General features: G+C 71.9%; 10 protein-coding genes and 1 tRNA gene. 7 read left to right on the top strand and 4 right to left on the bottom strand.

All coding sequences use genetic code 11. From position 1 onward, the window contains the following. Positions 1–175: 175 nt before the first annotated feature. The 7 genes from ASD48_RS10535 (at position 176) to ASD48_RS10505 (ending at position 6,109) form a co-directional block, all read left to right on the top strand. On the top strand, positions 176–640 hold the full coding sequence (locus tag ASD48_RS10535) for a hypothetical protein (protein ID WP_057601242.1): 465 nt from the start codon (positions 176–178) through the stop codon (positions 638–640). A gap of 86 nt (positions 641–726) precedes the next feature. Continuing rightward, positions 727–1,833, top strand: coding sequence for a DNA cytosine methyltransferase (locus ASD48_RS10530; RefSeq protein WP_057601241.1), 1,107 nt, complete (start codon positions 727–729; stop codon positions 1,831–1,833). Beyond that, complete coding sequence (locus ASD48_RS10525) at positions 1,830–2,726, top strand: bifunctional DNA primase/polymerase (protein WP_057601240.1); 897 nt, start codon at positions 1,830–1,832, stop codon at positions 2,724–2,726. The genes ASD48_RS10530 and ASD48_RS10525 overlap by 4 nt, the downstream gene beginning before the upstream one ends. Beyond that, positions 2,723–3,079 carry a hypothetical protein gene (locus ASD48_RS10520; protein ID WP_057601239.1) on the top strand — a complete coding sequence of 119 codons (357 nt, stop codon included), beginning with the start codon at positions 2,723–2,725 and terminating at the stop codon, positions 3,077–3,079. Before ASD48_RS10525 ends, ASD48_RS10520 begins: the two co-directional genes overlap by 4 nt. Then, positions 3,076–4,179, top strand: coding sequence for a DUF3631 domain-containing protein (locus ASD48_RS10515; protein WP_057601238.1), 1,104 nt, complete (start codon positions 3,076–3,078; stop codon positions 4,177–4,179). The genes ASD48_RS10520 and ASD48_RS10515 overlap by 4 nt, the downstream gene beginning before the upstream one ends. Positions 4,180–4,411: 232 nt before the next feature. Further along, positions 4,412–4,615 (top strand): helix-turn-helix domain-containing protein, encoded by a 204-nt coding sequence (locus ASD48_RS10510; protein ID WP_057601237.1) that lies wholly within the window; start codon positions 4,412–4,414, stop codon positions 4,613–4,615. Positions 4,616–4,681: 66 nt separating this feature from the next. Continuing rightward, entirely contained in the window at positions 4,682–6,109 is a 1,428-nt protein-coding gene (locus ASD48_RS10505; RefSeq protein WP_057601236.1) for a tyrosine-type recombinase/integrase, read from the top strand. Between the two features lie 47 nt (positions 6,110–6,156). On the opposite strand, the gene ASD48_RS10500 is transcribed toward ASD48_RS10505, so the two are convergent. The 4 genes from ASD48_RS10500 to tmk form a co-directional block, all read right to left on the bottom strand. Further along, a tRNA-Thr gene (locus ASD48_RS10500) sits at positions 6,157–6,230 on the bottom strand. Positions 6,231–6,347: 117 nt separating this feature from the next. Then, positions 6,348–7,925, bottom strand: a complete 1,578-nt coding sequence (locus ASD48_RS10495; protein ID WP_057601235.1) for an alpha/beta hydrolase — start codon at positions 7,923–7,925, stop codon at positions 6,348–6,350. A gap of 303 nt (positions 7,926–8,228) precedes the next feature. Continuing rightward, positions 8,229–9,434, bottom strand: a complete 1,206-nt coding sequence (locus tag ASD48_RS10490) for a DNA polymerase III subunit delta' (RefSeq protein ID WP_057601234.1) — start codon at positions 9,432–9,434, stop codon at positions 8,229–8,231. 156 nt (positions 9,435–9,590) lie between these two features. Beyond that, positions 9,591–12,902: a dTMP kinase gene (gene tmk / locus ASD48_RS10485; protein ID WP_057601233.1), complete on the bottom strand. Its 3,312-nt coding sequence runs from the start codon at positions 12,900–12,902 to the stop codon at positions 9,591–9,593. Between the last annotated feature and the right edge of the window lie 186 nt (positions 12,903–13,088).

Genomic DNA, 13,088 nt, shown 5'->3' with positions numbered 1-13,088 from the left:
GGCGGGGAGAACTCCCCAACCGCCTCCCCAACCCGCCTCCCCCACGTTGATCAGCGAAAACACCGATCCGGGGAGGCGGGGAGGCACGCAGGTCAGCACCCCCGAAACCCCCTCCACACCGCCCCCGGCAGGGGGTGTGTCTGCCTCCCCGCCCCAGCACCGGAAGGGATTCCACATGTACCCCGAGAACGCCCACAACACGCCCGCACTGCGGTCCGTGGAAGTCCATCACCCCACCCCCGTCACCCCGGCCGTGCCGTACGCGGCGCCCCTCGTGCCGGTGCAGCCCGGCGCCGTCCCGGCCGTGGCGACCGTCGTTCTGCCGGACGGCCGCGTCGTCACCGGCTACGCCGTCAGTCCCATGCAGCCCGAACCGGTCGCCACCCCGCCGGCCGTGTCCCGGACGGCGGTGAACGTCGCCCTCGGAGGCATCGGGTTCCTCGCCGTGTGCGGCGGCCTGCTGCTGCTGACCACGTTCATCACCGCACTCACCGCGCTCATCACCCAACTCATCACCCTCGCCGCCGTGATCTTCGGCGGATGGATCGCCGTGCAGATCTTCAGCGCGAACGGCCAGAAGGGCGGGACCACGGTCAACATCCGCAAGGCCGTGATCAAGCGCAACCGCTTCTACCAGTAGCTACGCCAAGGGCGGCCCCCGTTCTCGCCAAAGTCCGGGGCCGCCCTTGCCAACCAGCACCCTTCACAGGACTGGAGACATTCAGCATGACCCATCTGCCCGACATGCGGCGAGCCCCCGGCTCGCCACCGACGATCGTGGCGCTGTGCGCCGGCTACGGCGGACTGGAAGCCGCGATCCGCGCCACCATCGGCGGCCGGGTCGCCGCGTTCGCGGAGAACGACCGTCACGCCGCGACCGTGTTCGCCGCCCGCCACCCGAACGTGCCGAACATCGGGGACATCACCACCGCCGACTGGAACCGGATCCGGGACCTGTACCGGCCGGACGTGGTCGGCGCCGGCTTCCCCTGCCGCAACACCTCCAACGCCGGACGAAGGGATGGGATCAATGGCCAGTGGTCTCGGGTCTGGAAAAACGTCGCTGAGGCTGTGGGCGTCCTTCGACCACGTCTCGTCTTCCTGGAAAACGTGGCGGCGCTCCGCTCGCGGGGGCTGGACGTCGTCGCCGCGGACCTGGCCGCGCTCGGGTATGACGCGCGCTGGACATGTCTACGAGCTGGTGACGCCGAAATCGGCGCCCCGCACGAACGCGACCGCTGGTTCGCAGTTGCCCATCCCGCTGATGCCGACCCCCACCAGCTCCGACGGCACTGGCGGCCCCGGCACCTCACCGAAACGCAAGGGCGGACTCAACCTGCGCACAGCGGTGACCAGGCTGCCGGCGCACCCGGCGGACTGAGCCTGCTGCCCACCCCGGCCGCACGCGACTGGAAGTCGGGCGCCTCCAACCTCCTCGGACGCAACGCCCGCCCCCTCAACGAGGTCGCCGTCAACCTGCTCGCCGGCACCGGGCCGCAACCGGTAGGCCCGATCAGGCTCGACGCCCGATGGGTGGCGAGCGACGGCACCGACTACGGCCCCGCCGTCCGCCGCTGGGAACACATCACCGGCAGACCCGCCCCGTGCCCGACCGAACCGGGCACACGCGGAAACCGACGCCTGTCCCCCCTCTTCACCGAATGGATGATGGGCCTGCCCGCAGGGTGGGTCACCGCCGTCCCCGGCATCCCCCGCAAGGAACAGCTCCGGATCCTCGGCAACGGCGCCGTGCCCCGACAGGCCCACCACGCCTATCGCCTGCTCCTCGGTTTCCCCCTCGCCGCCGGCCTGGACGGGAGGGCCGCCGCATGAACGAGCACCTGATGCACGCAGCCCTGGACGCAGCCGCACGCGGTTGGCACGTCTTCCCCCTGCGCCCCGGCACCAAGCGGCCCGCCCTGCACGGCGAACAGTCATGCGCCGGCACCGGCCCCTGCGCCGGCGGACACCAAAAGTGGGAACAGCGCGCCACCACCGACCCCTACCGCATCCGCGCGGCCTGGTCGCAGGCACCGTTCAACGTCGGCATCGCCACCGGCCCCTCCGGCCTGGTCGTCGTCGACCTCGACGTGCCCAAGGACAAGGGCAGTTCGGACGCGCCTGACGGCGCGGCAATCTTCGGGGCGCTCTGCGAGCGCGCCGGCCATGCCGTCCCCGCCACCTATCGCACCCGGACCGCGAGCGGCGGAATCCACCTGTACTTCACCGCCCCGACCGGCATCAGGCTGACCAACACGGCTGGCACCGTAGGTGAGTTGGTCGACACCCGGGCATGGGGCGGATACGTCGTTGCTGCCGGATCCCTCACCCCGGCCGGACCGTACGAAGCGCTGTGCGGCCCTGTAGCGGCCCCACTGCCCGGATGGCTCCAAAGCATCCTGCAACCGGCCCTCAGGGCGCCTCAGGCCCCCTCGGTGGCCGCTACGACGCAATCCAGTCGATATGCGGATGTAGCGCTCACCGCCGAGACGCGGAACGTCGCCACGGCCCAACCCGGAGCGCGGGAAGCAGCGTTGTTCCGCGCGGCGCGAGCACTCGGGCGGTTCGTCGCGTGGAGCGACCTCCCCCGCCACGTGGTCGAGCAGGCTCTTCAGGAGGCAGGGGAGGCGGCCGGACTGTCCGCGTCCGAGTGCCGCTCGACCCTGCGCAGCGCCCTCAACTGGTCCATCACCCACAACCAGCAGCGCAGGGGGAACGCGGCATGAGCGCCCCCACCCGCCCCCCTCTGAAGAGCATCACCACCACCCCGGCCGGACCGAACGCCGCTCCACAACCTGTGGACACGACGGCCGCAGGCGTGCCCAAGGTCGCCGCCCGCAAGGGCGTCCGCACTGCTGTCAGTCCTGACCCGCAGCAGGGTGACGGCCGCTACGCGTTCGCGTGGCTGCACATCTGCGCCCCGCGCGGTACCACTCCCACCGCGACCTCACGGTGCCTGTGCGGGTGGGACCGCAGCGCCGTCGGCCGTGACCGCGTGCTCGCCCTGATCGAGGACCACACCGACCACCGAGACGCCTGCCCGCTCCGCAACCCGCAGGAAGGAAGGGCCGCCGCATGACTCGACCCATCGACGGGGCCGCACTCCTGGACGACGTCGAAGCATTCCACCGACGCTTCAACGTCTTCCCCACCGAGGCCGCCTACGTCGCCGTCGCCCTGTGGGACGCACACGCCCACCTCCTCGACTGCTTCGACTCCACCCCCCGCCTCGCCTTCCTGTCCCCCGAACCGGGGTCGGGGAAGTCCCGCGCGCTGGAGATCGTGGAAACGCTCGTGCCGCGCCCCATGGTCGCTGTGAACGCTTCCGCCGCCGCCCTGTTCCGGTCCGTGTCCGGCCCGGACGGACGGCCCACGATCCTGTTCGACGAGATCGACACCATCTTCGGCCCCAAGGCGGGGGACAACGAGGAACTACGCGGGTTCATCAACGCAGGCCACCGCCGCAAGGGCGTCACCTACCGATGCGTGGGCGACAGTCAGACCGTCACCCCGTTCCCCTCGTTCGCCGGCGTCGCCGTCGCCGGACTGGGCTCCCTGCCGGACACGATCTTGACCCGCTCCGTCATCATCCGCATGCGCCGCCGCGCCCGGAACGAGCACGTAGAACCCTTCCGCGCCGGACTGCACGAACCGGAAGGCAACGCCCTGCGCGACCGCCTCGCACAGTGGGCGGAAGCCGCGCGCGGGTTCGTCATGGGCGCGTGGCCCGAGATGCCCGAAGGGGTCACCGACCGCCCGGCAGACGTGTGGGAACCGCTTCTCGCCGTCGCGGACGTCGTCGGGGGCGACTGGCCCGAACGGGCACGCCAGGCGTGCGTGACGCTGGTCAAGGCGTCGCAGGCCAACGACAAGGGCAGCATCGGCATCCGGCTCCTGACCGACCTTCGGGATCACGTCCTGATCGGCGTCGACCGCCTGCCCACCGTCGCCATCCTCGACAGGCTCAACGCCCTCGACGACGCCCCATGGGCAGACCTCGGCGGCCGGCCGCTCGACAACCGGCGCTTGTCCAAGATGCTCGGTGAGTACATGACGGCGGACAACGAGCCGATCGCCTCGCGCAACATCCGGACCAGCGGCGGGGTCCTCAAAGGGTTCTACGCCGACGACCTCACCGACGCGTGGGCCCGCTACTGCCCGCCCCCACCCCGCCCCTGAGAAGCGCTACATCCGCTACAGCCGCTACACCCCAGGTCAAGAGCCCTGAACCTGTAGCGGCACCCCCCCGATGTAGCGGCTACAGCCCGCGCCCGCACGGAAGCTGTAGCCGCTACATCGCCGCCATCCGCTACAGAAAACACCCCCTCTGACCTGCGATGTAGCGGATGTAGCGGATGTAGCGGACTTCCCGGAGCCCCCCAAGCCGTCCTCGCCACGGAGGTACACCCCAATGAGTACCGCCATCGCGCCGCCCACCGATCAGTTGCTCTACACCCCGGAGGAGGCCGCCCAGGTTCTCCGCTTCGGTCGTTCGACCGTCTACGAGCTGATGGCCGAAGGGTCCCTGAAGTACGTCAAGCGGGGCCGGTCCCGTCGCATCCGCAGGAGTGACCTGGAGGCGTACGTGAACAGCCTCGAACCGCTCGCCGCCTGACCCGAGCACACACCCAACGCGGCCCCGGACTTCAGTCCGGGGCCGCTCTGCTGCACAGAGGAGCACATGAGCCCCCGCCCCAAGAAGCTGAACATGGAATCGTCCGTCTACGAGGGCAGTGACGGTTGGTGGCACGGCCGCGTCACCATGGGCGTCAAGGATGACGGCAGCTACGACCGGCGGCACCGCCGTGCCCGGACGGAAACCGAAGTGAAGCGCAAGGTCCGTGAGTTGGAGGATCTGCGGGACAAGGCACGCGCCCCCAAGGCAGGCCGGAAGCCGACCGTAGAGCAGTGGATGACCACCTACCTGACCGACATCGCATCCCTGAAGCTAAAGCCGCGCTCGCTGGATGACTACTGGTCAAAGACCAGGAACGACATCGTCCCCGGCATCGGAAAGCATCGGCTCGACAAGCTTCAACCGGAACACCTGGAACGGATGTACCGCGTCATGCTCGACGCGGGGCACGCGCCCTCTCACGTGGTGAAAGTGCACCGCATCCTGTCCCGCGCCCTGAAAATCGCTCACCGCCGACGGCTCATTGTGGAGAACGTGGCCACCCTGGTCGACCCTCCCACGGTCGACGAGACGGAGGCGAACCCGTTCACGACGGAAGAGGCAAAGGCGTTCTTGGAAGCCGCCGCGAAACGCCCGACGTTCATGCGGTGGTGCGTCGGTGTCGGCATGGGTTTCCGGCAGGGCGAGACCCTCGGTCTCAGGTGGCCGTACGTTGACTTCACCAACGAACTGTTCCGCCCCGAGTGGCAACTTCAGCGGCTGACGTGGCGGCACGGCTGCGAGGACCCGCAGGCGTGCGGTGCCAAGTTCCACCGGTTCGAGCCGTGCCCCGAGGACTGCCGGACCCATAGGGGCTACAAGCGCGGTTGTCCGAAGCCGTGCCCAAAGGGCTGCACAAGTCATGCCCGCGCCTGCCCGGACCGCAAGGGCGGTGGTCTGGTCTTCACTCGGCCCAAGACCAAGAAGAGCCGGAACGCCGTGCCCATCCCGCCGCCGTTCATCCCCTACCTGCGCGAGCACAAGGCACAGCAGCAAGAGGCGCGCGACGCAGCCGGCGACGCGTGGGAGGAGACCAAGCTGGTCTTCACCCGCCCGGACGGCCGTCCCCTCGACCCCCGCCAGGACTGGGAAGAGTTCAAGGAACTGTTGGCGGAAGCCGGGATCGACGACCGCCGCCTCTACGACGGGAGCCGCCACACCGCCGGCACGATCCTCAATGAACTCGGGGTGGACATGCCCACGATCATGGAGATCCTGCGCCATACCCAGATCAGCCAGACCCGCCGGTATGTGAAGGGGCGGTCGCACCTGTCGAAGGACGCCATGCGTCGTATGGGCGACACCTTCATGCCGCGCCCGGAACCGGCCCCGGAGCCTCAGCCGGAACCCCGTCCTGAACCGTCCATTGAGACCAGAATTGAGACCAGGGACAGCCGCGCGGCCCGCGCTCAACGTCGTCGCCGTATCCGGTAAAAGCAAAAGCCCCAGGTCACGGCGAGTGAGTCCTGAGGCTTCGGCAGAGCCGCCTTCGGGATTCGAACCCGAGACCTACGCATTACGAGTGCGTTGCTCTGGCCATCTGAGCTAAGGCGGCGCGCTGTCCGCACCATGGTGCGATCAGCAACGTCGGTAAGTCTACACAGTTTCCAGGGGTGCTCCGAACAGGCCCCGGGAGCGGCCTCCCGGGGCCTCGCGGGCCGGCGCGGGCGGTCTACTTGCAGCGCTTGCCGTCCGTCGGAGGCTTTCCATGGAGCAGGTAGGTGTCGATCGCGGAGTCGATGCAGGCGCTGCCGCGGCCGTAGGCGGTGTGGCCGTCGCCCTCGTAGGTGAGGAGGCGGGCCGAGCTGAGCTGGTGGGCGAGGGACCGGGCCCAGCGGTACGGGGTCGCCGGGTCGCGGGTGGTGCCGACGACGACGATCGGGGCGGCGCCCTTCGCCTCGATGAGGTGCGGCTCGCCCGTGGGCCTGACCGGCCAGTAGGCGCAGTTCAAGGAGGCCCAGGCGAGGCCCTCACCGAAGACCGGGGACGCCTTCTCGAAGGACGGGAGTGCCTTCTCGACCTGGTCGGGAGTGGAGAAGGCCGCGGGGAGGTCGAGGCAGTTCACCGCCGCGTTGGCGGCCATCAGATTGGCGTAGCGGCCGTCGGCGTCCCGCTCGTAGTAGCTGTCGGAGAGGGCGAGCAGGCCCGCGCCGTCCTTGCCCTTGATCGCCGAGGTCAGCGCCTCGCGCAGCTGCTCCCAGGTGCTCTCGTCGTACATCGCCGCGATCACGCCGGTGGTGGCGAGGGCCTCGCCGAGCTTGCGGCCGTCCGGGTCGCCGGTGGGGATCGGGTGCGCGTCGAGCGTGCGGAAGAAGGCCTTGAGGTTCTCGCCGACCTTGGCGGGAGCCGTGCCCTTGCCGCCGAGCGGGCAGTCGGACCGTGTGACGCAGTCCTTCGCGAACGACTGGAACGCCGTCTCGAACCCGGCCGTCTGGTCCAGGTTCAGCCGGCGGGCGGGCAGCGACGGGTCCATCGCGCCGTCCAGGACGAGCCGGCCCACCCGGTTCGGGAAGAGGCCCGCGTACGTCGCGCCGAGGAACGTCCCGTACGACGCCCCCACGTACGTCAGCTTCCCGTCGCCCAGGACCGCGCGCAAGATGTCCATGTCACGGGCCGCCTCCACAGTGGAGACGTGCCGCAGCAGCCGTGGCGAGTGCGCGCCGCAGCTCTCCGCGAAATCCTTGTACGCGTCGACGAGTTCGCCGGTCTCCCGCTGGTCGTCGGGGGTGGTGTCCGTCTGCGTGTACGCGTCCATCGCGCGCCCGTCGAGGCACTCCACGGGCTCGCTGCGGGCCACGCCCCTGGGGTCGACGGCGACCATGTCGTAGCGGGCGCGGACCCCTGCGGGGTAGCCGATACCGGCGTACTGCTGGAGGTAGCCGACCGCCGAGCCGCCCGGTCCGCCCGGGTTCACCAGCAGCGAGCCGAGCCGCTTGCCCGGACCCGTCGCCTTCTTGCGGGCGACCGCGAGCCGGACGTCGCCCGCGCCCGGGTCGGCGTAGTCGAGCGGCGCCTTCAGAGTGGCGCACTCGAAGCCGGGCACACCGCACTCGCGCCAGCTCAGCTTCTGCCCGTAGTACGGCGCGAGCGCCGACGGCGTGGCCCGAGGCAGCGCGCCGAGCGCCGCCACCGCCGTGGAACCGGCGGAGCTCGTCGACTCCGCGGCGGAACAGCCGGAGACGAGCAGCGCGGCGAGCGAGAGGAGGGTGACGCCGGTACGGGACCTGCGGAGAGAGCGCCTCGTGTACATCCAGTGAGCGTAACTCTGCACAATGTCACGAACGCGGTACGTGCGCGAACGGACACGGACGAGTGACACCGTCAACCCAAGATCGACGTCGGATGCCGGCCCGATCGGTACCGGCCCGACGGTCGGTACCGGCCCGATGGTAGGTACCGGCCCGATGGTAGGTACCGGCCCGGGTAACCGGCGCCGGCCCGGCGGTCGGCCCCGGCCCGGTATCCAGCCTCGACAGCCCGAGGGCCGGCCCCGGCCCGGTATCCGGCGGCTCCGGCCCGGCGGTCGGTGCCGGTCCGCGCGTCGTCGTCGGTGTCAGCCCGCTCTCAGGGCCATCGTCATCGCCTCCACCGCCAGCAGCGGAGCCACATTGCGGTCGAGGGCCTGTCTGCATCCGGCGATGGCCTCGATACGACGGAGGGTGGACTCCGGGCTGCTGTTACGGGCGAGCCGCTCGAGGGCGTCCTCGGCGTCCATGTTGGCGATCGCGACGCGGGAGCCGAGCTGAAGGGCGAGGACGTCGCGGTAGAAGGCGGTCAGATCGGTGAGCGCGAGGTCGAGGCTGTCGCGCTGGGTACGCGTCCTGCGGCGCTTCTGCTTGTCCTCCAGGTCCTTCATCACCCCCGCCGTGCCGCGCGGCATCCGGCCGCCCTGGACCGCGCCCATCGCCGCCTTCAGCTCCTCGGTCTCCTTGCCGTCCATCTCCTCCGCGAGCTGCTTGGCGTCCTCGGTCGCCGCGTCGACCAGTTCCTGGGCGGCACGGAGGCAGCCGCCCACGTCGTCGACGCGCAAGGGCAGCTTCAGCACGGCCGCGCGGCGCTCGCGGGCGGCGGGGTCGGTGGCCAGCCGGCGGGCCCGGTCGACGTGCCCCTGCGTGGCCCGGGCGGCGGCCGCGGCGACGGCCGGCTCGATGCCTTCGCGCCGGATGAGCATGTCGGCGACGGCGTCGACGGAGGGCGTGCGCAGGTTCAGGTGCCGGCAGCGGGAGCGGATGGTGGGCAGCACATCCTCCAGGGAGGGTGCGCAGAGCAGCCAGACCGTCCGCGGAGCGGGCTCCTCGACGGCCTTGAGGACGGCGTTGGCGGACTTCTCGTTCAGCCGCTCGGCGTCCTCGACGAGGATGATCTGCCAGCGGCCGGTGGCGGGCGAGGTGTACGACTTGCGGACCGTGTCGCGCATGTCCTCGGCGAGGATCTGCGATCCGACCGCGGCGACGGTGTTGACGTCGGCGTGGGTGCCGATCAGCGCCGTATGACAGCCGTCGCAGAACCCGCAGCCGGGGACGCCGCCGAGCGCCCGGTCCGGGCTCACGCACTGGAGGGCGGCGGCGAAGGCCCGCGCCACCTGACCGCGCCCGGCGCCGGGCGGGCCGGTGATCAGCCAGGCGTGCGTCATCTTCGACGTCTCGGGCGGCGGGACGGCGGCGCCGATCGCGGTGACGAGCGCGTCGGCGTCCCGAGCGGCAGCGGCGAGCTGCTCGCTCACCTTCTCCTGCCCGACGAGGTCGTCCCACACGGTCATGCGTCACGCCGCCCTTTCGTCACGTTTCGCGTTGCGGCTTCCATTGTGCGGGGAGCCACTGACAATCGGGCCGTCGGCGGGGCGCCGGCCGGCCGTTGCGCACCCGGCCCGACGGCGGGACGCCCCGCATCGGAGCGCCCGGCGGCGCCAGTACGCTCAGCGGCGTCGGCCCCGCCCACGGCCCTCGTCGTCGTTGCCGTCCTCGTCTCGGCGCGGACCCAGCAGTTCGTCCGCCAGCGTCGGCAGATCGTCCAGCGGGGTCTCCTCGGCCCAGTCCGGCCGGGGTCGCTGGCGGGGCGTGCCCTCCTCGTCGACCTGCGGCAGCTCGCGCGTACGGTCGTCGGCCCCGTCCGGCCGCGCCCGGCCCGGCTCGCCCCGCTCGTCGCGGAAGTACCCCGGCGGCACCCGGTCCGAGGGGTTCTGGTCCCGCACGGGAGGCAGCACGGCCGTCTCGTCGGCAGGGCTCTCGTCGCGGACCGGAGGCAGTACGGCCGTCTCGTCCTCGAAGCTGTCACCGCGCACCGGAGGCAGTACCGCCGTCTCGTCGGCGGCCCCCGGCGGAATCGAGGGCTGCGGCAGCTCGGCCGTCACCTCGGCGTCGGCCCCGCCCGCGGAGCCCTGCTGCTTCCGGGATCCGGACGCGTTCCGGGATCCGGACGCGTTCCCCGGCCTCCCGGAGGGCTGCTCGGGCTCCTTGTCGCTGCGGATCGGCGGCAGCACCGCCGTCTCGTCCACCGGCCCGCCCGACGCGTTCGTCGGGGTCACCACCGGCGTCGGCACGGTCACGGCCTCCGGCGGGACCACCGGAGCCGCCGGAGCCGCGGCCGCCGTGGGGCGCTCCGCCTTCGGTCCGACCTGTGCCGCGGCGGCGGCCTGCTCCGCCGCGCGCCGCGCCTGCTCGGCCCGCAGCAGCGCCTCCTCGGCCTTCCGCTGCTTCTCCAGGCGCCTGGCCTCGGCCTCGGCGCGCAGCCGCGCCTCCTCCTCGGCCTGCCGGCGGCGCCGCTCCTCCTCCGCCTGGCGGCGGGCCTCCTCCTCGGCGCGGGCCTTCTCCTCCGCGAGGAGCCGGACCCGCTCCTCCTCGGCACGCCTGCGTGCTTCCTCGGCGCGCAGCCGCGCCTCCTCGGCCTGCCGTTCGGCCTCGCGCCGCTGCGCCTCCTCCAGCTCGCGCCGCTTGCGCTCCTCCTCCTCGGCGCGCAGCTTGGCGAGCTGCTCCTGGCGCTCGCGCTCCAGGCGCTCCTCCTCGGCCTTGCGGGCGGCCTCTTCCTCGGCCTTGCGGCGGGCCTCCTCCTCGGCCTTCCTGCGCGCCTCCTCCTGGGCCTTGATCTCGGCCTCGGACAGGGGCAGCAGCTGGTCTAGCCGGTGCCGGACGGCGGTCGTGACCGCCTCGGGCTCCTGGGCCGCGTCGACCACCAGGTAGCGGCCCGGGTCGGCGGCGGCCAGCGTGAGGAAGCCGGAGCGCACGCGCGTGTGGAACTCGGCCGGCTCCGACTCCAGCCGGTCCGGTGCCTCCGTGAACCGCTCGCGGGCGGCCTCCGGCGACACGTCCAGCAGGACCGTCAGATGCGGGACCAGGCCGTTCGTCGCCCAGCGCGAGATCCGCGCGATCTCGGTCGGGGACAGGTCGCGGCCCGCGCCCTGGTAGGCCACGGACGAGTCGATGTACCGGTCGGTGATGACCACCGCGCCGCGCTCCAGGGCGGGCCGGACGACCGTGTCGACGTGCTCCGCGCGGTCCGCCGCGTACAGCAGCGCCTCCGCGCGGTGCGACAGCCCGGCGCTGGAGACGTCCAGCAGGATCGAACGCAGCCGCTTGCCCACGGGCGTGGCCCCCGGCTCACGCGTGAGGACGACCTCGTGGCCCTTGGCCCTGATCCACTCGGCGAGTGCCTCGGCCTGCGTGGACTTGCCGGCGCCGTCACCGCCCTCCAGGGCGATGAAGAAGCCGGTCCCGACCGAGGTCTGCACCGGATCGTCGCCACCGAGCAGCGCGTCCCGCAGGTCCTGCCGCAGGGGTACGCCGGAGCGGTCGTCGACCTTGGCCAGCACCAGCGCGGCCACCGGCAGCAGCAGCGCGCCGACCAGCATCAGCGTGAACGCCGCCCCGCCGTGCGCGAACACGAACTTGCCGCTTTCCAGCCGGTGCGGGCCGATGAGAGCCGCCACCAGCGGGGCGATCACCGCGCCCAGCGCCACCACGACCCGTACGACGGCGTGCAGGTGCTCCGTCGTCCGTGCCCGGCGGTGTTCCTCGGTCTCCTGGTCGAGCAGGGTGTGCCCGGTGTTGGCGGTGACACCCGCGCCCACACCGGCCAGGACCAGGATCAGCAGCACGCTGGTGACGTCCGGCACCAGCCCGGCGGCCAGCAGCGCCACGCCGGTGAAGGCGATGGCCAGCGCGAGCAGCCGGCGCCGCGACAGCGACGCCAGCACCTTCGGCGCCGTACGGACGCCGACGACGACCCCGCCGGTCAGCGCGAGCACGAACAGGCCGTACATGACCGGGCCGCCGCCCAGGTCCTTGGCATGCAGCACGGCCACGGCGACGGCGGCGGCGATCGCCCCGGCGACGGCGGCGCAGGCGAGGACCAGCAGCGGGAGGACGCCGGTGCGGCCCGCGTCGACTCCCGTGGCGGTCCTGGGACGGCGCAGCCCCTCGAGCGGGGACCGCGCGCGCGGGGTGCGCAGTCCGGGCAGCTCGAGGAAGGTCACGATGGACAGTGATCCGGCGAAGAGCCCTCCGGCCACATACGAGGCCAGGGCGGCCTGGTGCTGTCCGAACCAGTCGATCCCGGCACCCAGAAGATTGTTGAACAACGCCGCGACGACCAGCGTGGCCGCGCCCAGCGGGATCGTCACGAAGCCCGTGCGCAGCGACAGGCGGCGCAGGGCGTCCATGTGGTCGGGCAACGGCCGTACGGTCGCGCCCTCCAGCGGCGGGGCGGGCAGCAGGGCCGGGGACGCGCTCTCGCGGGCGACCGTCCAGAACCGCTCGGCCACCCCGGTCACGAACACCGTGACAAGCAGCAGAGCCAGCGCGTCGTCCGGCGTCCAGTCGATCCACAGCGGCGCGACGATCAGCAGCGCGGCGCGCACACCGTCCGCGCCGACCATGGTCCAGCGTCGGTCGAGCGGGCCGTCCGGTGAGGTCAGTGAGGTCAGTGGGCCCAGGAGGACGGCGCCGAAGAGGAGGGTGGCCAGAATGCGCACCGCGAAGACGGTGGCCACCGCGAAGGCCACGCCGCGGTAGCCGCCCCCGAAGGAGCCCTCCACGATCGCCGCCTGGAGGACGAGGAGGACGAACACCAGCAGTGCGAGGGTGTCTCCCACCCCGCTCACCAGCTGCGCGCTCCAGAGCCGCTTGAGCTGAGGCTCGCGCAACAGGGCGCGCACAGCGCGCTCGCGGGAGTCCGCCACCAAGGCGTCGTCCGGTGCCGGGTGGTGGGCCGTTGGCTGCTCGGCTCGCGTCATGCTTTCAGCCTATCGGCCGCGACTGACACCCTGTCGCCCCCGTCCACGCGCGCGACCGCCCCGACACCAAAGTGATGCCGGGGCGATGGTTTGACGAACCGCCGTTGAGGAACGGTGACGGGCTCGGTGGCCGATCAGGCGTCCGGCCGGCCGTACCGGCAGGCACCCGATCCGTCGGGTGCCCGG

The organism is Streptomyces sp. Root1310, assembly GCF_001426425.1.
Lineage (GTDB): Bacteria > Actinomycetota > Actinomycetes > Streptomycetales > Streptomycetaceae > Streptomyces.
Note: the sequence above shows the minus strand (reverse complement) of the source record. Positions and strands in the feature narration are given on the sequence as shown.

What these genes read in the sequence shown, in the direction of transcription:
- ASD48_RS10535 (WP_057601242.1), top strand. Translation starts at nt 176, where the DNA reads ATGTACCCCGAGAACGCCCACAACACGCCCGCACTGCGGTCCGTGGAA.
- ASD48_RS10530 (WP_057601241.1), top strand. Translation starts at nt 727, where the DNA reads ATGACCCATCTGCCCGACATGCGGCGAGCCCCCGGCTCGCCACCGACG.
- ASD48_RS10525 (WP_057601240.1), top strand. Translation starts at nt 1,830, where the DNA reads ATGAACGAGCACCTGATGCACGCAGCCCTGGACGCAGCCGCACGCGGT.
- ASD48_RS10520 (WP_057601239.1), top strand. Translation starts at nt 2,723, where the DNA reads ATGAGCGCCCCCACCCGCCCCCCTCTGAAGAGCATCACCACCACCCCG.
- ASD48_RS10515 (WP_057601238.1), top strand. Translation starts at nt 3,076, where the DNA reads ATGACTCGACCCATCGACGGGGCCGCACTCCTGGACGACGTCGAAGCA.
- ASD48_RS10510 (WP_057601237.1), top strand. Translation starts at nt 4,412, where the DNA reads ATGAGTACCGCCATCGCGCCGCCCACCGATCAGTTGCTCTACACCCCG.
- ASD48_RS10505 (WP_057601236.1), top strand. Translation starts at nt 4,682, where the DNA reads ATGAGCCCCCGCCCCAAGAAGCTGAACATGGAATCGTCCGTCTACGAG.
- ASD48_RS10495 (WP_057601235.1), bottom strand. Translation starts at nt 7,925, where the DNA reads ATGTACACGAGGCGCTCTCTCCGCAGGTCCCGTACCGGCGTCACCCTC.
- ASD48_RS10490 (WP_057601234.1), bottom strand. Translation starts at nt 9,434, where the DNA reads ATGACCGTGTGGGACGACCTCGTCGGGCAGGAGAAGGTGAGCGAGCAG.
- tmk (WP_057601233.1), bottom strand. Translation starts at nt 12,902, where the DNA reads ATGACGCGAGCCGAGCAGCCAACGGCCCACCACCCGGCACCGGACGAC.